This is a genomic window from Lysinibacillus sp. BS3, from assembly GCF_039614735.1.
Taxonomy (GTDB): Bacteria; Bacillota; Bacilli; order Bacillales_A; family Planococcaceae; genus Lysinibacillus; species Lysinibacillus capsici.
Genome location: NZ_CP154860.1, coordinates 2,023,462 through 2,046,654, shown reverse-complemented (window position 1 = coordinate 2,046,654; position 23,193 = coordinate 2,023,462). Strand labels below are relative to the sequence as shown.

The window sequence follows — 23,193 nt, the reverse complement described above, 5'->3', positions numbered from 1 at the left end:
TCGCAGAAATCTAGGGGGTAAAGACAAATGACAAAGATTATTATTGTAGACGATCACCAGCTATTCCGCGAAGGAGTAAAACGCATTTTAGATTTTGAAGATACGTTTGATGTAGTAGCAGAAGGTGACGATGGTACAGATGTGGTTACGTTATACGCTGAAAACGAACCAGATGTAGTGCTTATGGATATTAACATGCCAGGTAAAAACGGAGTAGAAGCAACGGCAGAGTTAATTACTGAATTTCCAGATGCAAAAGTGATTATGTTGTCTATACATGACGATGAAACATATGTTACGCATGCATTAAAATCAGGTGCTCTTGGCTATATGTTAAAAGAGATGGATGCAGATGAAATCGTTGAGGCGATTAAAGTTGTTGCCAACGGCGGTTCTTATTTACACCCAAAAGTAACGAAAAACCTAGTAGCAGAATTTAAACGACTTTCAGAACATGAAAATAAAGGAAACTTCCATCAAACTGAAATTCGTCGTCCATTCCATTTGCTAACTAAGCGTGAATGCGAAGTATTACAATTATTAACAGATGGTCAATCAAACCGTACAATCGGTGAGACACTGTTTATCTCTGAAAAAACAGTTAAAAACCACGTATCAAGTATTCTACAAAAAATGAATGTTAATGACCGTACACAAGCAGTTGTAACAGCCATTAAAAATGGCTGGGTTGAAGTACGTTAATTGCTAAAACTGTTTTTAAAAGCTACTTTTTATTGAAGTAGTTTTTAAAACAGTTTTTTATTGTTTTTTGGTAATAATTTGTATTGGGCTTACATGATGAAGAACAGGTCATTCACAATTTTGTAACATTACTAATCATTAGTATGAATATGATAACTAGCAATTCATGCAACATTTTACAACCTAATGCGTCATAAGGAAGATGTAGCACTTAAATGTTGAAAATGCACAACAAAATTCCTACGAAAGCATTTATATGCTACAATATGCGCGGGAGGTTTTTTGATGTTAAAGAAAAGTTTTCTAGCAGTTCTAATCTTATTAGTGTTAACTGCCTGTGGTAATAAAGATGAAAAGATGAGTGATGAAGAACGAGATAAAGTAATAGAGGATGGTACAGTTGGCTTTGAAATGATGGGTGGAAACGTAGAAAAGGCTGATAATGTACCAGCGGAAGATGAAAAGGCGATTTTAGCATCTTTTGATGAGTATATTGCTGCATTAAATGCTGAAGAAATTGATCGTTATATGAATACAATCTCGAAAAATCCAAAGGGTTTTAAATACGATGAAGAAAAAACATATGCATCAGAAGTATTTGATCAATTTGATATTAAGCGTGAAGTAGAAAATGTAACAATTGCAAAGTATGAATCAGAAGAGGCGCAAGTATTTGCCAACATGAAAATGCACTCACTTCAGCTTGAGACAAATGTCGAACATGAAAGTGCAGGACGTCAGGTAACAGTCTTTGTGAAAGAGGACAATGATTGGAAAGTGACGAGTGTCTTTTATATTGGCGATGACTCACAGTCAAGTACAGGAAATTAACAGAAGCTATCTTCATTCAACATATCAATTGAGTGAAGATATGCCTATTTATACATAGACAATGAATGTGAAATGGAAGCTAGCTTACTAGCACGACTCTAGAAGGGCGAGAACGGGAATCCGACGTTCGTCATTCATTTCACATTCATTTCTTTTTGTTTTCCGTCATTTATGCAAAAGCGAAGCGCCAGCAATAACAACACAACAACAACAACAATTGCACCAAGTAGAAATAGATTGTAAACTAAAAATTATAGGAGAGTGGACATGGATGAGGACGGCAATCGTAACAGATAGTACTGCATATATTACAGCTGAGGAACGTGCACGCTTAAACATTCACATGATACCTTTAAGTGTTAATATCTCAGGTCAATTATTTGCAGAAGAAGTAGATATCACAGCATCTGAATTTTATGATAAGGTGCGTGGAGCTAAAGAATTTCCTAAAACAACACAACCTCCAATTGGAGAATTTGTTGCTCTTTTTGATGAGCTAGCAAAGGATTACGATGAGATAATTTCCATCCATTTATCGAGTGGTATTAGTGGAACATACCAAGGTGCAGTGCAGGCCGGTGAAATGGTGGAAGGTATTAATGTTTATGCCTTTGACAGTGAAATATCCTGTGCTGTTCAAGGCTTTTACGTATTAAGAGCAGCGGAAATGGCGAAAGAGGGCCATTCAGCAAAAGACATACTTGCAGCATTAGCGGACATGCAGCAGTTTATTCGTGCTTACTTCATTGTAGACGACTTAGCACATTTACAGCGTGGTGGGCGTTTATCTTCTGCCGCAGCATTAATCGGTGGCTTACTACAAGTAAAGCCTGTTTTACATTTTGTGGATAAGGTAATTGTACCTTTCGAAAAAATCCGAACACGTAAAAAGGCATTAAAGCGTGCGGAAGAATTGCTAGCAGAGGATGCAAAAAAGTATGCAGCGATGGACGCTGTTGTCATTCACGGAAATTGCCCTGCTGAAGCCCAAGAATGGCTAGAGCAATTAGCCGCAACGTACCCAAACGTAAACTTTAAATTGAGCTATTTTGGTCCTGTTATTGGTACTCATTTGGGTGAAGGGTCAATGGGATTAGGATGGACAAAAAAATAACGAATTGTGAGAAGTCTCTACTGCAAAAGTAGAGGCTTTTTTCTATAGAAAGGGGAGGTTTTAATGAGATATAGGGGTTGGTTGTTGCCCCCAGCATTACGTGATTTTCATGAAGGGCGCATTTGGTTAAAAGAACATTCGCCATTTTCATCTGAAGATATTGAGAAAGCAATAAAGCGAAAATACGTCAGTATAATAGAAGGAATTCAAATAAAGCCAGCTATGAAATGCAATCGTTGTCACAATACAGACCCGCACTTATTCACAAAATTCCATTGCTCAAAATGTCAGCAACAATGTGTGTACTGCCGACACTGTATTAAAATGGGGAGAGTAAGTAGCTGTACAAAATTGATGATTTGGACAGGTCCCAAGACGATAAAAATTAACAAGCATTCATTAAAATGGGCAGGGCAATACACCGAACTCCAGCAACAGGCTGCTAATGAAACCTTGGCAAGTGTGAAAGCAAAACGCTCCCATTTAATTCATGCAGTTTGCGGTGCAGGCAAAACAGAGCTACTTTTTCCTACTGTCTATGATGCATTAAAGAGAGGGCTACGTGTTTGTATTGCTACACCACGGACAGATGTAGTGTTAGAACTGTATCCACGCTTTCAAGATGCTTTTCCGGATACAGTTATTCATGCTTTATACGGTGGAGCACCTCACCAAAATTGCTATGCACAGCTTGTTATAGCAACAACCCATCAGCTCTACCGATTTGATAAGGCATTTGATGTCATTATTGTAGATGAGGCAGATGCTTTTCCTTATACATTTGATGAAACTCTACAAAGAGCAGTAGATAAGGCTAAAAAGGAAAATGCTCCTCTGGTATTTGTGACAGCAACCCCATCAGCATCATTACTCCATACTTTCCAGCAAGAAAGCTACTCTTTTATTCCAAAACGCTATCATAATCATCCATTACCAGTCCCACAAGTTCGTTCTTTATGGAGCTATAATAAATGCTTTAAGCGAGGTAAAATCCCTAAAAGGTTAAAAAAGTGGGTGGAGGAGCGCTTACACCAAAAGGAACCCTTTTTACTATTTTTCCCGACAATTGACTTAATGAAACGTGCAACTCCTCTTTTTCAAGGGTTAAATGAAGACATATTGGCTGTGCATGCAGCTGACCCAGAGCGGAAGGTGAAGGTGTTAAAGCTACGAAATAAAGAAGTTCCGGGCTTATTAACCACTACGATATTAGAAAGAGGCATTACAATCAGCAATGTACAGGTGGCTGTTATTGGGGCAGAATCATTGATTTTTACCTCCAATGCCCTCATTCAGATTGCAGGTCGAGTTGGACGAGATGTTCAATTTCCTGATGGGGACGTCCTATTCTTTTATCACGGCATCACAGCAGAGATGGATGAGGCATGCGCAAAAATTCAATTTTATAATAAGAAGGGATTTTCTGAATGAATAAAATAGAATCTCATTGTTTAATATGCACACAGCCATTAAAAATAACTATTTCCTGGAAAATGATTCTAACCAAGCAATTCTCGCCGACTATATGTGAAAGATGTGCCGCTCGTTTTGTACCTTCTCAATCTGCTACATCCCTTTATCAATATAATGAGGCGATGAAGGATTACTTACACCAGTTAAAGTTTCTTCAAGATGTGGCTCTTGCAAAGGTATTTCGGCAGGAGCTCTATGATCGTTTCAATAAAGAAAAAGCGATTATTCTCCCCATTCCGATGCATCCTCTCAAGCAACAGGAGCGTACTTTCTCTCATACTGATGAACTATTAAAAGCGGCTCATATTCCCTTTATTCAATTATTAGAAAAGACAACGACAGAAACACAAAGCTCCAAAAATAGAGAGCAGCGAATACAGGTAGCTCCACTTTTTCGCTTAAAGAAGGATGCACAAATCGAACATAAAAATTATCTTCTTTTTGACGATATAAAAACTACAGGGACAACTCTAGAGCATGCTACAACTGCTTTAATGCAGGCGGGTGCTAAAAATGTCCAATACTTCACATTAATTGAAGGATGAAAATACCAATGCATTATGTATAATAGTTAATGAGACAGCATTCGTAGATAAAATTGCTAGAAAGAGGAGGAAAGGCCAATGGCAGAGGTTCGTAATTGTCCGAAATGTAATGAGTTTTTTAATTATACAGGAGTCCGAGAAGTGTGTCATAAGTGTGCACAATCAGAGGAGGAGCTTTATCAAATCGTTTATCGTTTCTTACGTAAACGTGAAAACCGTGCGGCAACTGTAGAACGTATTGTGGAAGCAACGGGAGCGGCAGAGGAGCTATTGTATAAATGGGTTCGGAAGGGTCGCCTGCAGCCAGCCATGTTCCCTAACCTTGGCTATCCATGTGATAACTGTGGTCATCTGACAACAACTGGTAAACTTTGTGCAAAATGCCAGGATGAATTAAAGGCAGACTTACGTACATTTGAAGCAGCTAAGGAATTCCGCGAAAGTGTAGAGCAGCGTGATCGTGTAACCTATCACTCAGAGCGTAAACGTTAATTACTCCAAGTGTGTTAATTTTAAACAAAATTAGCACACTTTTTTCTATGTGAAAACTTAACATTATGTGAGACAATCCGAAATAATAGTAAGATAGGATTTAGAGATGGGGGGTATTGAAATGAAAATTACATCTTATGGAGTTAATGCAGTAAACGCCTATAAAAACCAAGTACGCAATGTGAAATCAAATACAAACAAGGCATCTTTCGCCGATAAAATTGAAATTTCAAAGGCTGCACAAGAAATGCGAGGTGTTTCAACATACAGTTCGGAGCGAGCAGATCATGTTCAACAGTTGAAAAAGGATATTGCTTCTGGAGAATACAAAGTAGATGCGCGTAAAGTGGCAGAGGATATGCTGAAATATTATCGTTTCTAGGGAATAGCAGAAAGGGTGTATAACGATATGTCTGTAGAAGCAATTAGTTCTACACTAATAATGCTAGAGAGAATGCATAAAAGCTTACTCGAACTAGCCTTTAAAAAAACGGAAATTATTAAAGCTGGCGATATCGAAGCGCTAGACCAATTGCTCAAGGATGAGCAGGCGCATGTAGCAGCCATCGATAAGCTCGAGCAACAGCGTCAGAAACAGGTAACGGACTACCTTGAAGCAAAGGGACTTGCTTCAGCTGACAAAACAACTGTCGCGGATGTCATCGAGGCTGCTGAACAACAAGCTGACAAAGCAACACTATCAGCAGTTCGCGAACGTTTAATGCAAATTATCAATGACCTACGAAAACAAAATGATCTAAATCAAAAACTCGTTTTCCAATCATTACAGATCGTCAACCTAACATTAGATGCAGTAAGACCCCGTACAGAGCAAATGAACTATTCCAGCAACGAAGTACGTGGAACTAATACCATAGCTAAAAAATCATATTTCGATTCACAAGCATAACAAGGGAGGAAGAAAAATGCGCTCAACATTTATGGGCTTAGAAGCTAGTAAACGTGGCCTCTTCACACAGCAAACTGCTTTATATACAACAGGTCACAATATTTCCAACGCCAACACACTAGGCTACTCTCGTCAACGAGTGAACATGCAGGCAACACCTGGATTTCCAACTGCCGGACTAAATTCGCCTTCATATCCTGGTCATCTTGGGACAGGTGTCGAAGCAACATCTATCCAACGTATTCGCGATGAGTTTATTGATCGGCAATATCGTCAGGAAACAAATCGACTAGGTTATTGGGAATCCACAGTAAAATCTATCTCGCAAATAGAAGATGTAATGAATGAACCCTCTCAATATGGAATTAACCAGGCATTCACCAATTTTTGGAAATCAATGGAAGATATCACTAAAGATCCACAATTAATGGCTGGGCGTCAGGTGTTGCTTGCTGAAGGAAGAACTCTTGCAGACTCCTTCAATTATATGGATCGGCAATTAAAGAAGGTTCAAGGGAATATCGGGAATGAAATAAAGGTTACAACAGACGTCGTCAACTCACTTCTTAAACAAATTGCTCATATTAATAAGCAAATTGAAGAGGTTGAACCGAATGGCAATGTGCCGAATGATTTATATGATGCACGGGACTTGTTGGTAGATGAATTAAATAAAAAATTGCCTGTGTCCATCCAACGAGAAAAATCTGGTGGGTTAGCAAACGATGTAGCAGAAGGTACTATTACAATTACCTATGAACCATCAGATGGTAGTCCACCAATCACCTTAGTAAACGGCAGGGAATATGCAACACTTGCTGCTGTGGATAGAAACGGTAATCGTATAGATGGTGAAGAAGACGATCCAGCAACAGGAAGTTTTGCAGAGTTTTTGGAGTTTAGAATTTCTGATATTGGGGAACCACCAACTGATCCGATGGTAGGTCCTTCTACTATTAGCTTTGGTCAACTGCATAAAGAAGGTGGGGGTTTTCGAGCGTTAATCGAAGCTTATGGTCACAGTTATAATAATGGCACAGGACAAGGACTCTATTCCGAAATGATAGCTAATCTGGATAAGTTAGCTAATGAATTTATTACCGAATTTAATGCGATTCATCGAGCAGGTTTTGGACTAAACGACACTGTTGGCAATCGTGATTTTTTCAGTGGTACAACAGCCCGTGATTTTAAAATAGTAATTACAAAACCAGAAGAAGTGGCTGCGTCTGATACAGCAGGTGAATCTGGTAATAATAAAAATATGCTTAAATTAGCAGAGTTACAGTCAAAGACAAATGCCAATTTAGGTCAAGCCACATTCCAGAACTTCTATAGAGGAATAACAGGGGACTTAGCTGTCAAAGGAAAAGAGGCAGAAACTAATTTTAAGAACTCGCAGGCATTACATTTACAAATCGCTAATAATCGAGCTGCGATGAGTTCGGTTTCTTTAGATGAAGAGATGACCAATATGATTACATTTCAACAAGCATACAACGCTAATGCACGTATGATTACCGTAGTGGATGAAACACTAGACAAAATTATTAATGGAATGGGACGAGTAGGACTATAATCGCTACCTGAAAGGAGAGTTATCGATGCGTGTTACACAATCCATGTTATCTAATAACATGTTACGGAATTTAAATAGCAGCTATGGAAAAATGTCCAACTATCAAAATATGTTGACTTCTGGTAGGAAATTCAACAAACCATCTGAGGATCCTGTTGCAGCAGTGGTGGGCATGGGATACCGTGTAGATCTCGGTAAAAACGAACAATACCAACGTAATCTAAGTACAGCGAATTCATGGTTAGATTCAACGGACTCAGCTTTTAATGAAGTTGGTTCTGCATTAACCCGTGTCAAGGAACTGATTGTCCAGGCTGCAAATGATACAAATGGGAAGGAACGTCAAAAAATTAATGCAGAAATGAAACAAATTAAGGAGTCTCTCCGAGATGTTGGTAACACACAAATTGCTGGGAATTATATTTTTTCAGGTACACATGTAGATCAGCCGCTCTATACGGATAAAATAAGTCCACAAAATCCAGCTATTACAACATTGGGAAAAGAGAAAAATATTGAGATTGATGTGTTTGACGGAATTAGAATGTCAGTGAATACACCAGGTGCTGAGTTATTCGGGGAACTCGATGACTTTATGGCTCATGTGATAGCTACTTTAGATGATGATACTAAAACAAGTGATGAAGTGAGCGCAGCACTTGGCTTACAAGTAACAGATGGTGGTGGGGCAACAATCCCGGCACTAGATAGTATTCATGAAAAGACATTGAAACTACAAGCTGATGTTGGAGCACGTCAAAATCGAGTTGAACTGATGGGAAATCGTTTGAAAATTGGTGAAGAACATGCCACAAAGCAAATGTCGCTAAACGAGGATACAGAATATCCTGAAACGATTACCAATATGGTAACACAAGAATCTATTCACCAGGCAGCTCTATCCGTAGGAGCAAAAATTATTCAGCAGACTTTAGTCGATTTTATTAGATAAAATCGACTAAAGCTCTTTTAAAAAGTAATATAGGATGAATTAATCGATTATCCAAATGATGAATTTAGATATTTTAAGAAAGATGTGATGCGTATGAAATTGCCACAAATTCAAATTCGCACAACAGATATTCAAATGGATTGGCAAAAACAGGATCCTATCCAATATATTAAACAACCTTCAGCTGAATTATCTATTTCTCAGCCAGCTGCAATTCTTGAAATGAGTACAACACCAGGTAAATTGACAATTGACTCTTCGGATGCAAGAAGAGATTTAGGTTTTTTTCCAACTGGTGAAATGATAGAGCGCTATGCACAGGAGGGGAAGAACGAAGCTGCAAAAGGTCTTGTGCGCCGAATGCAAGAAGGACGACAAATGAGAGAAAGTGCTGGTAAAGGTCAAGAAGGCACTGTTATTCAACAAATCGCTAAACAAAATCATGGTCCAAAAAGAGCAGGTCCATATAATATTGAATTTGTTCCTTCTGTCGGTTCAGTGAAAACGAATTATCACCCTGGCAAACTAGACCTAAATATTACACGTCGTTATCCACAAATTAATGTACAAGTAAACAAAGTAATACATGCTTACACACCTGGTAAAATAACAGGAACAATGATACAAAGACCACGTGTTGATATCGATGTTCTTCGTTAAAGAGAAAATACACAAAAGAAGGGTTTCTATAATGAAAATAAATTCGATTTTTTTGGGGGAAATAGAAATTGCGGAACAAGATATATTAGTTTTTGAACATGGCTTAATGGGCTTAGAGGAGTATAAGAAATTTGTTCTTCTCCCTCTGGATGTTGATTTACCATTAATCCTATTGCAATCAATAGAGTGTGCAGAAATTAGTTTTATTCTTGCGTTCCCTTATGCTTTTAAAATAGATTATCATTTTGATATAAGTGAAGAGGATAAAAAGCAGCTACAAATTGAAAAAGAAGAGGATGTAGTTGCTTATGTAATCATTACATTCAAAGAACCCTTTGAACAATCTACATTGAATTTATTAGCACCAATCGTTATGAATAATAACAAAAAGCTTGGTAAACAAATAGTACTACACGATAAAGATTATCCGCTGCGCTATCCAATCCCAGTGTTAAAAGGTAGGGATAAATAATGCTCGTATTATCAAGGAAAAAAAATGAATCTATTATGATTGGTGATCAAATTGAAATAAAAATATTAGCTGTTGAAGGAGAACAAATAAAGCTTGGGATTATCGCTCCAAAAGCAGTAACCATCCATCGTAAAGAAATATTCGAAGATATTCAAAGACAAAACAAAGAGGCATTAGTATTAAATGTTGATTTATTAGATCAATTAAAAAAATATAAATAATATGGACAAAGGAAGCCTGAAAGATTTCTTTCGGGTGTTTCTTTGTGTGGTAAATACTAAATGAAAGAGGATTAACAATGAAGAAACAAGTATTGCAGCCTACTTATTTTGAAAAATTCTCTTGTATAGGTCCAGCGTGTGAGGATACTTGCTGTGCGGGATGGAAGTTAAGTGTTGATAAACGCACTTTCCAAATGTATCGAAAAGTAACAAGTGGATCGATTGCTAAAGATTTACGCACGAACGTAACAAGAGAGCGCGCAAACCCATCAGATAGTAACTACGCTAAAATAAAAGTAGACGAACATATGAACTGTTCATTTTTAAATGAAGATAAATTATGTAACATTTTTATTGAGCTCGGAGAAAATTTTTTGTGTGATACATGTACATTTTTTCCAAGACAAATTTCAGCTATCGAGCAGCGTGTAGAAAGAGATTTGAGTGTAGCATGCCCTGAAGCTGCGAGATTAATATTGTTAAATCCAGATGGCATTGACTTTGTGATGATGGAAGATGAATTTGCTAAACATACACTATTTGCATACCCGGATGTGACGAGTCGTTTTTGGGATATGCGTATATTTGTTATTCAAATACTTCAAAATCGCCAAGCTTCCATTGAATCTCGTTTACTAGTATTAGGAATATTCATGAGAAAAATGCAAACTACTGAAGAGAGTGACTGGGAACAGCGGTTACCTCTTTATATAAGCGAATGTAACGATATTTTAAATCGTGCAGCGTCTTTTGGTATACACAAATATTTACCAAGCGATGAAGAAATGATTAATATTATATACCGCCTTCTAGAATTCCAAAAAGAATATGAGCTATTTAATCGCCGTTTCGATGAATGTATCGCACAGTTAGAAGAAGGTTTACAATTAAATGGTGGGGATACAGTAGAGCAGTCAGTTGCTTTGTACAAACAGTCCGTACAAAACTATTACAAACCTTTCTTTGAAGAAAAAGACTATATTTTAGAAAATTATTTAGTGAATTATGTGTTTAAAAATAGCTTACCACAAAGTCAAATGAGCTTTGTGAAGGAATATGAGCAATTGTTTATGTGGTTTTTATTTATTAAAGGTACGTTAATAGGTTTGGGAAGTTATCATCAAGGCTTATCGGAGGAAATCGTATTAAAATTCATCCAATCTTTTACGAAGACATTAGAAAATAATAAGGATTTTAGAAAACTAATGAAAAGTATATTGGAGAGAGAAAATGACTAGCATTCGATCACCATATAAATGAATGTCTATGTTTGACGAAGTAGTGAAGTTTGAAATAAATTAATAAAATAATTTATTAAATATATTAAACATTTTAAAAGCATGTCGATATAGAAATTGTGGGAAATAAAAAGTTGAAAAACGCTTTGTTTCCAAACAACCACAAGGACGTGGAAATAAAAAACATTCAAGGAGGAATTCCAAATGAGAATTCAAAATAACATTGCAGCGTTTAACGCACACCGTAACTTAGCAAACAATACTACAAATACGAGTAAACACCTTGAGAAATTATCTTCAGGTTTCCGTATTAACCGTGCTGGAGACGATGCAGCAGGTTTAGCGATTTCAGAAAAAATGCGTGGACAAATCCGTGGTCTACAAATGGCTTCTAAAAACGCACAAGATGGTATTTCATTAATCAAAACTGCTGAGGGTGCGTTAGAAGAAACACACGCAATTTTACAACGTATGCGTGAGTTAGCTGTTCAAGCATCTACTCAAACGAATGAGCGCGGTGATGATGCTACTAAATCAGCATCAGCAGCAGCAAAAACAGCATCAGCAGCATCAAAAACAGCATCAGCAGCAAGTAAGGGAGCGTCAGCAGCTACTAAATCACAATCTGCTTCGAAAAAAGCAGCATCAGCAGCATCAAAAACAGCATCAGCAACAGTTAAAAAAGCATCAGCTGACGCAATGAAAGCAGCGGGAAGCCTTGCATCAGCAGCAGCTTTAGAAGCATCAGCAGCAACACTTAACGGTTCAGCAGCGACAATTAATGGTTCAGCAGCTGTACTTCAACAGTCAGCAGCAGAACTTAAAGGCTCAGCTGATAACATCAATGCATCAGCAACTGCACTTAAAGCATCAGCAACACTTATTTCAGGTAAAGGTGCTGGGAATAAAGATACTGTAGCAAATAAAGACGTAGGTAAAATTCAAGAAGAATTATCAGCATTACGTAATGAAGTAGATCGTATCGCTGAACAAACTGAGTTCAATAACATGAAGTTATTAGATGGTACGTACCAAGGTAAGAAATTCCACATCGGTGCAAACACAGGTCAAAACATTGAAGTAAATATTGCTGAAATGGGTCTTAAAGGTCTTAATTTAACAGATGATCAAGGTAAAAATTTAATGGAAATTACTTCTCGTGCAGATGCGGATGCAGCAATCAAGAAAATCGATGACGCTGTGACAAAAGTATCTGTTGAGCGTTCTCGCTTAGGGGCAGTACAAAACCGTTTAGAACATACAGTGAAAAACTTAGGTACATCAGCTGAAAACTTACAAGATGCTGAATCTCGTATCCGTGATGCTGATATGGCGAAAGAGATGATGGGCTTCACGAAGAACAACATCTTAATGCAAGCAGCACAATCTATGCTTGCACAAGCAAACCAACAACCTCAAGGTGTTCTTCAATTATTACAATAAGAAATTTAGAAAAAGCCTTCTTTTTGAAGGCTTTTTCTTTATATTTATAAGAAATAACCGATATACATAGGGTAGTAAGGTGAATTTAACTCATTAATACATAAAAAATTAGGAACGTGAAGGAGAAGAGAAAAGGTGGCACATTTAGAATCAATCATTATTCCTGCACACCATACAATATGGAATGGCTATAATAAAAGAGAGTTAAGAATCGAATTTGCGCTACCTGAAAAAGGGACGAACGAGGAAACCGGATTCTTTATTTTTGCTCCTGGTTTTGGTGGACATATCGACTCTAATGTTTATAAAAAAATGCGGAGTCAATTTTCAGATTTATATAATGTAGTGACAATACAATGTGATTATTTTGGGAATCGTTTTATGCAAGGCGTTGACAGATTTACATTTAACGATGAAACTGCTTTTTTAGCTAAAATATTTTTAGATCATGAAATCGCACAAATCCAAAATGATTCATCAAATTTAATACCATTATTGCAAAATAAAGATGCAGAATTTCCTGTCTATGCAAAATTAGACGAAACTTTAGATGAATTTGCGGATATGAGTTATATGCAGGCAATCGACATTATAACCGCTATTGAAGCTGTTAAAGTTGTTTTAACTAAAAATGGTTTTCAATATAATGAACAGCGAATTATCGGATTTGGACAATCGCAAGGGGCCTATTTACTGCATCTTAGCAACCGCTTAGTGCCGCATTTGTTTTCTCATATTGTTGATCTAGCAGCGTGGGTCTCCCCAGTGTATTTAAAGTATGAGAGATGTCTATATACACAAAAATTATGTGTTTACTTCAATTACTTAGCAAAGGATATTATTCAAGATCAAGAGGCATTAACGTTACACCAACTTTATAAAAATTTTGAAAATGGTGCATTTATTTATTCAGCTATAGGCACAACAGATAATTTAGTGAATCCGGCGGATAAGAAAAAAAGTTTAAGCGAGTTACAACACGTTCAATTTGAAATTATTGACAATACAAAAGTAGATAATGTAATTTTTAAATCGACAAATCACGGTATGGATGCTGATTTCCTTGAACTTGTAAAGTATGTATTAAAAAAGAAACCCCAACATCATAATATAAATGAACGCCAACTATGCTATACAGTTACGAGTGCTAATACGAAAATCCATGTAGATTATCGTTATGGGTTACCACTCTTTCAGTTAGAAGATGGACATGTGAATATAGATGTAGCACTAGATGAGTTGGCAAAACAAACGAAGCGAAATACAAAGGCTTTGGAAGACTATACATTGAAATCGAAAAATATTATTGCTGAAATGAAACAACAACAACCAACAATAGAATATATCGATACAAAAATTGGTTCTCCAACGATTGCATTAGGTGGTTATTTATTACATAGTAAATATGACCCTATAAAAGAGGCAGAAAAAATAGCTGAAAAGGAAATCGAAGAAGATTATTTACATGTATTATTCGGCTATGGCTATGGCTATGTTGCACAAGCGTTAAAAGCGAAATTAAAGGATGCCCCATTACTCGTTTACGAGCCTGCCATGAGTGGCATTGAAAAAACAATGACTGTTGAAGGTGTGACAGTCATTTCTAATAAAAAACTGTTCCAAGAGCAGGTTAGAGCTTATCACAATGAATATGATACAAATATGAAATTAATTTGTTCTCCTAACTATGATAAATTGTTTCCGATGGAGCAGCGCAATATCAATTTAATTGTGAAAGAAAGCTACTTAGCAGATCGAATGAGAAGAAATACGATTAGTTTCTTTAGTGATATTTGGCAACAAAATGTTCGCCGTAATCTCCAATACTTGAATGGTGCAGAAAGCTTGAATCGTTTATATAAACGCTATACACAGCCTGTTATTGTCGCTTCAGGTGGACCATCATTAACAAAGCAGCTTCCTTTACTAAAGAAAATTGCAGATCAAGTTGTCATTATCGCAGCAGGTTCTACGACTAAATCCTTACTTGCAGCAGGCATTGAACCAGATTATGTCTTGACAATTGACGGTGCACAAATTAACTATGATTTGCATTTTAAAAACCTAGAAATAGGAAAATCAAAATTAATTACGGCGCTTAGTAGCCATTACAAAATAACTGAGAAGTATCAAAATAATTTGTATTTTTATGGTATGGGGATAGAAGATACAATTTTAGATTATTGCGAGGAAAAGTTAGGGATTAAAATACCGATTATGCTCAATGGGGGGAGCTGTGCACATACAGCGCTCCATGTTGCTACGTTTATCTCAAGTGGTCCTGTCGCATTAATTGGACAAGATTTAGCATTTACAAATAATCAAACACATGCAGCAGACAATGCTGGGTATGTAGAAATTGATGAAAATTGGCTAATTAGAAATCATGCTTATGAAGTAGAAGGGTATAATGGAGATAAAGTTTATACAGATTTAACGTTTAATTCAATGCGCCAGCAATTCGAGGAAATTTATGAAGTGTTAAAAAACAACCATGTCATTTATAACTGTACAGAGGGTGGCAGTAAAATTGAAGGAATGCCGCAAAAAACATTCCAAGATTTTTGTCAGGAGTATGCGGACCTTTTACAAACGAAAGAATTGCAAGATGCCAGCTATGAGAAACAAACAGTCACTTTAACGCAATTAAAAAAATTCTTTGAAGATGAAATGGATGTATATCGTCAATTGGAACACCAACTTCAAAAAGCACTGACGATACTAAGGGAAAAGAAATCTAACATTCAATTTACAAAACCTGTTCTCAAAAAGCTAGATAAAATTGACGAGAAATTAATTGAATTGTATGATCAAGTACTTCTAGATAGTGTCATATACCTTATTATTTTAGAAACGCGTAAAGATTATAAAAAAGGAAAAAATGAAACACTAGAACAGACGTATGAGCGTGTTTATAATCAAAGTAAAGCATTATATGAAAAATTATTAGTGGTATTCCAGAAAGCTAGACGTTATACACAAGAAGTATTATTAGAAATTGAAGAGAGAGGTACACGTTCATGACAGACTTACAAGAAGTGATTGCAAGTTATAATGAGTATATTTACAATATCCCCCATGGTGCACAGTATATTGCAGAACAATTAGCAGATGGCAAGCATGATGATGCACTACTCGCTGTACAAGATTTTTCAGAAGGTATGATTTGGTTGATGGAATTAAAACCATTGCTAAAGGAGCATAATATCGAGCTGAATTTTCCTATAGAGCAAATTCAAATGTTTTTAACGGAAATTAATGAAGGATTAAGTAAGAAAGATTGGGTATTAGTTGCGGATTTATTCGTATATGAAATCAAACCGTTCTTTGAAGAGCAAGTACAAATAATACAATAATAAACAGGGGATTTTCTATGTCAAAAATATTAATCACCGGCGCCGACGGTTTTATCGGCTCACATTTAACAGAGCAGCTCGTACGTGAAGGTCACGACGTACGAGCATTTGTTTACTACAATTCATTTAATTCTTGGGGATGGCTCGACCAGGTATCGCAAGATATTAAATCACAACTTGATGTATTCTCAGGCGATATTCGCGATCCTTACGGTGTAAAAGAAGCGATGAAAGGCTGTACACATGTGCTAAATTTAGCGGCACTTATTGCAATACCTTATTCATATCACTCACCAGCGACGTATGTTGATACTAATGTAACTGGGACGTTGAATATCGTGCAAGCGGCAAAGGAATTAAATGTAGAAAAGGTTGTCCACACATCTACGAGTGAAGTATATGGTACAGCTATGTACGTGCCAATTGACGAGAATCATCCACTACAAGGACAATCGCCGTATTCAGCATCGAAAATTGGGGCAGATCAAATGGCGTTATCATTTTATCGCTCATTTGACACACCTGTTTCTATTATTCGTCCCTTCAATACGTATGGCCCACGTCAATCAGCACGCGCGGTAATACCGACAATTATTAGCCAGCTCGCGAGTGGTCAAACGACAATTAAGCTTGGTGCAGTGAGTCCGACTCGTGATTTTAACTATGTGAAAGATACTGTGCAAGGCTTTATTTCTGTTATGCAATCTGAAAAGTCGATTGGGCAAGTTATTAATATCGGTTCGAACTATGAAGTATCGATTGGTGAGACAGCTGAAATGATTGCTGACATTATGGATGTAGATTTGACGATTGAGACAGATGAACAACGCCTACGTCCTGAAAAGAGCGAGGTTGAGCGTCTTTGGGCCGATAATCAAAAAGCGCGAGAGCTATTAAATTGGACACCACAATACGGCGGGAAAAAAGGCTTCCGACAAGGATTAGAAGAAACGATTGAATGGTTTACGAATCCTAAAAATTTAGCACAATATAAGGCGGATGTGTATAACATATGACGAAACAATGGATAGAATTTGCTCATAACATTAAACAGTTATACGGGAAAGAATTTGTTCCATTACACGAACCAACATTCAATGAAAAAGAAGTCGAATACGTAACAGACTGTATAGAAACTGGCTGGGTGTCGTCTGTCGGGGCATATGTCACACGCTTTGAGGAAGACTTGGCGAAATTTGTCGGTGTGAAGCGTGCGGTAGCTGTCGTGAACGGTACGGCGTCACTGCATATCGCCCTAAAGGCAGTTGGAGTTGAGGCTCAAGATGAAGTACTCATGCCTTCTTTAACATTTATTGCGACAGCGAATGCAGTGAGCTACTTGCAGGCGGTGCCGCACTTTGTGGATGTGAATGAAGAGACACTTGGTGTAGACCCTGTGAAACTTGAGCAGTACTTAGTACAAATTGGTGAAATGCGCGGTGGTGTGCTTTTTAATAAACAGACGAACCGTCGTATAATAGCACTTGTGCCAATGCACACGTTCGGTCACCCTTGTATGATGGACGAGCTCGTCGCTATTTGTGAAAAGTATCATATTGTTCTCGTAGAAGATGCGGCAGAATCACTTGGTAGCTATTATAAAGGGAAGCATACAGGGACATTTGGTAAAGTAAGTGCGATGAGCTTTAATGGCAATAAAATTATGACGACAGGTGGCGGCGGTGCAATTTTGACAGATGACGAGGAGCTCGCTAATTATATGAAGCACCTCACAACAACTGCCAAAGTGCCACACAAGTGGGAATTTGTCCACGATGAAATCGGCTATAACTATCGTATGCCAAATATTAATGCTGCGCTGGGTTGTGCACAGTTAGAAAAGCTCCGAATATTTATTGAGCAAAAGCGTTCGCTCACAAACTTTTATGATAAGCTTGTCGCAACTATAGATGGCGTGCGCTTAATGAAAGAACCGGTTCATACGTCAAGCAATTACTGGTTACAGACGATATTGCTTGATGAAACGTATAAGCGAGATGAAGTTTTACAGCTATTAAATGATGAAGGTATCATGAGTCGACCTATTTGGACACCGATGCATGAGTTAGGGATGTATAAAGGTTGTCCGAGGATGGATTTGATGGTGACGGAGAAATTAAAGAGAAAGGTTATCAATATACCTAGCACAGCAATTGAGGTGAAATTATGAATAAATTTGATGAAAGATACGAAATTCGTTTAGCGAAGTATTCAGATATAGAGATGATTATGGCGTTTTTAAATGAACATTGGCGTGAAGGCCATATTATGGCTATTAATCGAGAATTATTTGAGTATGAATATGTTAACGGAGAAATTGTGAATTTCGTGATAGCAATTGATAAAGTAAGTGGGTTGTTAGAAGGGATTTTTGGATTTTTAAATTGCTCTCATCCAAATAATATTGATAAAAGGGATATTTGGGGAAGTATGTGGAAAGTTGTTGACACGCGAGAAAACATGCCTTTTTTAGGAATAGAACTAGCTAAGCGAGTAGTCGAATTAACAAAATGTAGAACCCAAATTGGAAATGGAGCGAATCCACGAACAACCATTCCTTTAAGAAAAATGTTTTTTAAAGAAACGGTAGGAAAAATGCAACACTTTTATTTTTTAAATGATACTATAGATAATTTTAAGATAGCAAAAATTGAAAGAATAAATCATTCTGAAAATAAAGCAAAGAAGCGAACAAATTTAATTAGATTAAATTCTATAGAAGAGGTTACAAAAAACTTTAATCTAGACAATATAGATTCCATTCCTTATAAAGACTCCTGGTATTTAGAAAAACGTTATTTCAAACACCCAATTTATCAATATGAAGTTTACGGAATCAAAGATAAAAATAAAATAGGGGCTTTATTAGTTTGGAGAGAAGTAATACAAAATGATACTAAAATAATTCGTATTATGGACTTTTTAGGAAACGAAAGCTTATTTGAAGGTTTATATGACGATTTTAAAAAGTTATTTGTAGAAAGAAATATTGAGTATATAGATTTTTATGCTTATGGCTTTAATAATGATTATATATTAAATGCCGGGTTTATATTACGTATAGAAGATGATAGAAATGTGATACCAAATTACTTTGAGCCTTTTTTACAGGCAAATGTAGACATTTGGGTGCATCATAAATTGCCTAATACTAAGTTTTTTAAAGCTGATGGAGATCAAGATCGCCCTAATTCTATGGTGAAAAAAATGTAATATCACTAAAAAATACGCGATATGAACGGTTTGTATAACACTATAACCCAAATGGAGTTATATAGATAGAATAATATACTATCCAATACCAATATATCATCTTATATAAAATGTAAAGGGGATAGAATAATGAAACCCATAGTAATAGGCATGGTAGGTGCAGGGAGAGCAACAGAATTACATATGCAAGCTCTTGAAAGAGTTAGTAAAATCCCATTGAAATTTAAAACAATCGTTGCAAGACGGGAAGAGCAACTAATTCCGGCTAAGAATCTATATGGTTTTGAATATGCTTCTTATAATTTTGAAGATTTAATTAACGATGATGAAATTGATGTAATTGATATATGTACACCTCCATATGTACATGAAGATATGGTAATACGAGCAATGGAAGCAGGGAAGCATGTAATTTGTGAAAAGCCTCTCTCGGGATTTTTTGGACGTGAAAATGATGTATTACCAATTGGTAATAACGTTTCAAAAGCCGAAATGTACAACCAACTTTTGCAATCATTAGATAAACTACAAGCGGTTGTTGAAAAGTCGGGAAGGAAATTTATGTATGCAGAAAATTTTGTCTATGCTCCTGCTGTGGTTAAAGCTGCAGAAGTTATTAAGGCAAAAAAAAGCCGAATATTGTATATGAAAGGCGAAGAAAGTTTAAAAGGATCTAGTTCACCAGTGGCTGGGGAATGGTCAAAAACAGGAGGAGGCACTTTTATTCGGACAGGCTCACATCCTTTATCTGCAGTTTTATGGCTAAAACAACAAGAAGCCAAAGCAAGAGGAATTGAGATTCATATAGAAAGTGTTCTTGGGGATATGGGAAGAATTACACCTACTTTGACTGAGTACGAGCATCGCCATATTATGGCAAGACCTCAAGATGTAGAAGATATGGGTACAGTGATTATTACATTTTCGGATGGTTCCAAGGCAGTAGTTATTGCGACAGATGTTTGTTTAGGGGGTAGTAAAAATTATGTTGAACTCTACTGTAATGATGCTACTATTAATTGTACGATTACCCTGAACGATTTAATGGAGACATACTTCTTGGATGAAGATGGGTTAAATGATATATATTTATCTGAAATGCTTCCAAGTAAACAAGGTTGGAATAAGCCATTTATCGCAGATGAAATAATCAGGGGCTACACTGATGAGATGCAAGATTTCATGGAATGTATCTACTATGACCGAGAGCCGAAGTCAGGCTTTAAATTAGCATATGATACAATTAAAGTCACGTATGCTGCATATATGTCGGCCGAAATAGGTCGTAAAGTAAACTTATAATCGGAGAAAAAATATTATGACGTTAGCAGATTTATTTTATAAGACAGCCCAGTTAAATGGAGATAAAATTGCTATTTGGTGTGAGGGTGAAAGTATTACTTATAAGGAATTAGCAAAATTAACGAGTCAATATGCTAATTTTTTGTTAGAAAACGAAGTAGTATATGGTGAACATATAGGTATACCTATGTATAATAACATAATATCTGTCGCTTTAATGTTGGCGGCTGCGAATAATGGTATTACTTTAGTGCCAATTAATCCAACTTTACCAGAGGCAGCAATAATTCAGGCCTTTGAAGCATCAGATGTAAAACACATTATTGCTAATGCTAGATTTTTTGAAAAAAATAAAAATTTATACTTACAAGGTCGATCTTTTTGTCTGGATGCATATATGGAAGGGAAAACATCATTATTAAATGTAGACCAACAATCTTCTTTGAGACCATATAATGAAAAAGTGAATGGAAAAGAAACCTTTATTATTACACTTACTTCTGGTTCAACAGGGACTCCGAAACCTATTTTATTGACACAAGAAAATAAAAACAAACGTATTGTAGCACATTATGATTTATATAAAGTGACAAAAAAAGATAGAGTATTAGCTGCAACACCTTTATACCATTCTTTAGCTGAGAGGCTAGTTTTAATGCCTTTGTTAATAGGGGGTACGTGTATTCTAATGGCTCGTTTTACTCCAACTAGATGGTTAAAGATTGTCAAGGAACAACAAGTAACGTTTACAATTGCTGTGTCAGCACAGCTAACACAAATTAATCACCACTTGATGGAAGTGCCACAAGACGATATGAATTCTTTAAGGTGCCTTGTTTCCTCATCGGCACTATTGGAGGGAAATGTACGAAAAGAATTAATAGAGAGATTGCAGTGTGATTTTTATGAAATGTATGGAACATCGGAAACTTCTACTATGACAAGTATTAATTTTAAAGAAAGTTTAAGTAAGCAAAATTCTGTTGGAAAACCCTTGAAGGACGCAACTATTAAAATAATAAACGATGATTTTAAAGAAACTAAAACATATGAAATTGGTGAAATCGCCTGTCGTACATTATTAATGTGTGAAGGATATTATAAGAAAATGGACCTATTTGAAGAGAGCGTTGCCGGTGGTTATTTTAAAACGGGCGATTTGGGATATGTAGATGAAGATGGTTATCTGTATTTTGCAGGTCGAAAAAAGGAATTAATTATAACAGGAGGAATTAACGTCTATCCAACAGATGTTGATAAAGTAATAAGTAGTTTACCTGAAATTGAGGAATGTGCATCTTTCTCATATCCTGATGAGAAATTAGGAGAAGTTGTAGCAGTAGCTATTGTATTAAAGAAGGATAACGAACTATCTGCACGTGATATTCAGCGCTATTGTTCAAAAAAGTTAGCTGACTATCAACAACCGCAAAAAATTTTTTTTGTTAAAGATTTACCGAAAAATGCAATGGGAAAATTATTACGAACACAAATTATTAACCATATAACGGAGTGAAGTTTAGATGGATATTAGAGAATATGTATTAACCTCTCTACAAGAAAAACATGAAATTGAAAAACATGAGAATTTAGATGAATTAAATTATGTGGAAGAAGGTTATGTTGATTCTTTTGGTCTTGTGCAGTTTGTATTTGATTTAGAAGAACAGTTTAATATTACTTTTTCTGATGAAGAAATGATGTCTAAGGACTTTCAATTTGTAGGGAAACTTATTCAGTTGATAGAAGATAAATTAAGTAATTTATAAAGTTATTTTCCAATATAGAGGGTGTATGAAATGGAAGATTTAGTTATTATGTATCACTACGTTATGGAGCCGGAAGAGTGGAAGGGGAGTGTCCCAATCTCACCAAGTGATTTTAGAAAACAAGTGGAGTGGGCTAAAGAGCATTATGAAATTATTAAGCCAGAGGACATACATAAGCAAACGCAAAAACCAAAATGTATTATTTCATTTGATGATGCAACAAAAGATCAGTATACCAATGCATTTCGAATTTTAAAAGAATTAAATGTTCCTGGTTATTTTACAATTATGTCAGGTCCACTTATAGAAAGAAAAGTACCAATTTTTCATTTAGTGCATACGGTACTCTCACATTTCAAAGAAGAGCAAATTTGGGAAGAAGTTTTTCAACAAGTCAATGTAACTGAAATTAAAAATAAGAGTGATATTTATTCATATGAGATGAATGAATATAGACGTTATGTCAAATATTTATTTAATTTTTATTGGTCAGAAGAGCAAAGTCGTCCTTATTTAGAGAGGAAAGTAACTTCTATTTATCACACACTTGAAAACTTTATAGAAGAATTTTATTTATCAGAGAGAGAAATTCTTGAGATGGATGCGAGTGGTATGTCTATAGGTGTTCATAGTGTGAATCACTTACCATATGAAAGGAATCCACAGGGTTTTTATGATAAAGAAATACGTGGTTGTAAAAACTACTTAGAAAAATTATTGAATAAAGATGTGAAACTGTATACACCGTCTTTTGGTGGTGGTGAGCAGTCAATTCAAATGCAAGTGGAATTGTTGCCGATTTTAATTGAGAATGGTTTTATTTTAGGATTCACTACAGAAAAGGGTTTTACAGATATGAGAAATGGATTTTGGCATAAGCGAATTGATTGCAATCAATTAATTCTAAATGGAGTTGTTTGA

Annotated in this window: 24 protein-coding genes; all 24 read left to right on the top strand. The window is 36.2% G+C overall.

The features are described from left to right. The first annotated feature begins 27 nt into the window (after window positions 1-27). Window positions 28-702 carry a response regulator transcription factor gene (locus tag AAJG31_RS10360; protein WP_004227590.1) on the top strand — a complete coding sequence of 225 codons (675 nt, stop codon included), beginning with the start codon at window positions 28-30 and terminating at the stop codon, window positions 700-702. 285 nt (window positions 703-987) lie between these two features. Further along, window positions 988-1,533 (top strand): DUF3225 domain-containing protein, encoded by a 546-nt coding sequence (locus AAJG31_RS10355; RefSeq protein WP_004227588.1) that lies wholly within the window; start codon window positions 988-990, stop codon window positions 1,531-1,533. A gap of 271 nt (window positions 1,534-1,804) precedes the next feature. Beyond that, window positions 1,805-2,647 (top strand): DegV family protein, encoded by an 843-nt coding sequence (locus tag AAJG31_RS10350; RefSeq protein WP_054549752.1) that lies wholly within the window; start codon window positions 1,805-1,807, stop codon window positions 2,645-2,647. Window positions 2,648-2,710: 63 nt separating this feature from the next. Continuing rightward, a complete protein-coding gene (locus tag AAJG31_RS10345) occupies window positions 2,711-4,078 on the top strand; it encodes a DEAD/DEAH box helicase family protein (RefSeq protein WP_279493945.1) in 1,368 nt (455 codons plus the stop codon). Continuing rightward, a complete protein-coding gene (locus tag AAJG31_RS10340; protein WP_279493946.1) occupies window positions 4,075-4,665 on the top strand; it encodes a ComF family protein in 591 nt (196 codons plus the stop codon). The genes AAJG31_RS10345 and AAJG31_RS10340 overlap by 4 nt, the downstream gene beginning before the upstream one ends. 78 nt (window positions 4,666-4,743) lie before the next feature. Then, on the top strand, window positions 4,744-5,157 hold the full coding sequence (locus tag AAJG31_RS10335) for a TIGR03826 family flagellar region protein (protein WP_054549754.1): 414 nt from the start codon (window positions 4,744-4,746) through the stop codon (window positions 5,155-5,157). A 121-nt stretch (window positions 5,158-5,278) separates the two neighbouring features. After that, on the top strand, window positions 5,279-5,539 hold the full coding sequence (gene flgM / locus AAJG31_RS10330) for a flagellar biosynthesis anti-sigma factor FlgM (RefSeq protein ID WP_054549755.1): 261 nt from the start codon (window positions 5,279-5,281) through the stop codon (window positions 5,537-5,539). 27 nt (window positions 5,540-5,566) lie between these two features. Further along, a complete protein-coding gene (locus AAJG31_RS10325; RefSeq protein WP_054549756.1) occupies window positions 5,567-6,067 on the top strand; it encodes a flagellar protein FlgN in 501 nt (166 codons plus the stop codon). 16 nt (window positions 6,068-6,083) lie between these two features. Continuing rightward, window positions 6,084-7,646, top strand: a complete 1,563-nt coding sequence (gene flgK / locus AAJG31_RS10320; protein WP_279493949.1) for a flagellar hook-associated protein FlgK — start codon at window positions 6,084-6,086, stop codon at window positions 7,644-7,646. 25 nt (window positions 7,647-7,671) lie between these two features. Continuing rightward, window positions 7,672-8,598: a flagellar hook-associated protein FlgL gene (gene flgL / locus AAJG31_RS10315; protein ID WP_279493950.1), complete on the top strand. Its 927-nt coding sequence runs from the start codon at window positions 7,672-7,674 to the stop codon at window positions 8,596-8,598. Between the two features lie 93 nt (window positions 8,599-8,691). After that, window positions 8,692-9,258 carry a DUF6470 family protein gene (locus tag AAJG31_RS10310; RefSeq protein ID WP_279493951.1) on the top strand — a complete coding sequence of 189 codons (567 nt, stop codon included), beginning with the start codon at window positions 8,692-8,694 and terminating at the stop codon, window positions 9,256-9,258. 31 nt (window positions 9,259-9,289) lie between these two features. Next, window positions 9,290-9,730 (top strand): flagellar assembly protein FliW, encoded by a 441-nt coding sequence (gene fliW / locus AAJG31_RS10305; RefSeq protein WP_216486562.1) that lies wholly within the window; start codon window positions 9,290-9,292, stop codon window positions 9,728-9,730. Next, a complete protein-coding gene (gene csrA / locus AAJG31_RS10300; protein ID WP_279493953.1) occupies window positions 9,730-9,951 on the top strand; it encodes a carbon storage regulator CsrA in 222 nt (73 codons plus the stop codon). The genes fliW and csrA overlap by 1 nt, the downstream gene beginning before the upstream one ends. A 77-nt stretch (window positions 9,952-10,028) precedes the next feature. Then, complete coding sequence (fliB, locus tag AAJG31_RS10295; protein WP_257961506.1) at window positions 10,029-11,189, top strand: flagellin lysine-N-methylase; 1,161 nt, start codon at window positions 10,029-10,031, stop codon at window positions 11,187-11,189. 204 nt (window positions 11,190-11,393) lie between these two features. After that, window positions 11,394-12,632 carry a flagellin gene (locus AAJG31_RS10290; RefSeq protein WP_279493955.1) on the top strand — a complete coding sequence of 413 codons (1,239 nt, stop codon included), beginning with the start codon at window positions 11,394-11,396 and terminating at the stop codon, window positions 12,630-12,632. Window positions 12,633-12,767: 135 nt separating this feature from the next. Continuing rightward, on the top strand, window positions 12,768-15,656 hold the full coding sequence (locus tag AAJG31_RS10285) for a 6-hydroxymethylpterin diphosphokinase MptE-like protein (protein WP_279493956.1): 2,889 nt from the start codon (window positions 12,768-12,770) through the stop codon (window positions 15,654-15,656). Beyond that, the gene (locus AAJG31_RS10280; RefSeq protein WP_257961508.1) at window positions 15,653-15,988 is read left to right on the top strand and encodes a hypothetical protein; all 336 of its coding nucleotides are present in this window, start codon (window positions 15,653-15,655) and stop codon (window positions 15,986-15,988) included. The genes AAJG31_RS10285 and AAJG31_RS10280 overlap by 4 nt, the downstream gene beginning before the upstream one ends. 17 nt (window positions 15,989-16,005) lie before the next feature. After that, window positions 16,006-17,004, top strand: a complete 999-nt coding sequence (locus AAJG31_RS10275; protein WP_216486552.1) for an NAD-dependent 4,6-dehydratase LegB — start codon at window positions 16,006-16,008, stop codon at window positions 17,002-17,004. Beyond that, window positions 17,001-18,158 carry a LegC family aminotransferase gene (locus AAJG31_RS10270; RefSeq protein WP_279493959.1) on the top strand — a complete coding sequence of 386 codons (1,158 nt, stop codon included), beginning with the start codon at window positions 17,001-17,003 and terminating at the stop codon, window positions 18,156-18,158. Before AAJG31_RS10275 ends, AAJG31_RS10270 begins: the two co-directional genes overlap by 4 nt. Further along, on the top strand, window positions 18,155-19,201 hold the full coding sequence (locus tag AAJG31_RS10265; RefSeq protein ID WP_279493960.1) for a hypothetical protein: 1,047 nt from the start codon (window positions 18,155-18,157) through the stop codon (window positions 19,199-19,201). The genes AAJG31_RS10270 and AAJG31_RS10265 overlap by 4 nt, the downstream gene beginning before the upstream one ends. A gap of 129 nt (window positions 19,202-19,330) precedes the next feature. Continuing rightward, on the top strand, window positions 19,331-20,503 hold the full coding sequence (locus AAJG31_RS10260; protein WP_279493961.1) for a Gfo/Idh/MocA family oxidoreductase: 1,173 nt from the start codon (window positions 19,331-19,333) through the stop codon (window positions 20,501-20,503). Window positions 20,504-20,519: 16 nt separating this feature from the next. Further along, entirely contained in the window at window positions 20,520-22,019 is a 1,500-nt protein-coding gene (locus AAJG31_RS10255; protein WP_279493962.1) for a class I adenylate-forming enzyme family protein, read from the top strand. Window positions 22,020-22,026: 7 nt separating this feature from the next. Then, window positions 22,027-22,272 (top strand): acyl carrier protein, encoded by a 246-nt coding sequence (locus AAJG31_RS10250; RefSeq protein ID WP_279493964.1) that lies wholly within the window; start codon window positions 22,027-22,029, stop codon window positions 22,270-22,272. 30 nt (window positions 22,273-22,302) lie between these two features. Then, a complete protein-coding gene (locus AAJG31_RS10245; RefSeq protein WP_279493966.1) occupies window positions 22,303-23,193 on the top strand; it encodes a polysaccharide deacetylase family protein in 891 nt (296 codons plus the stop codon).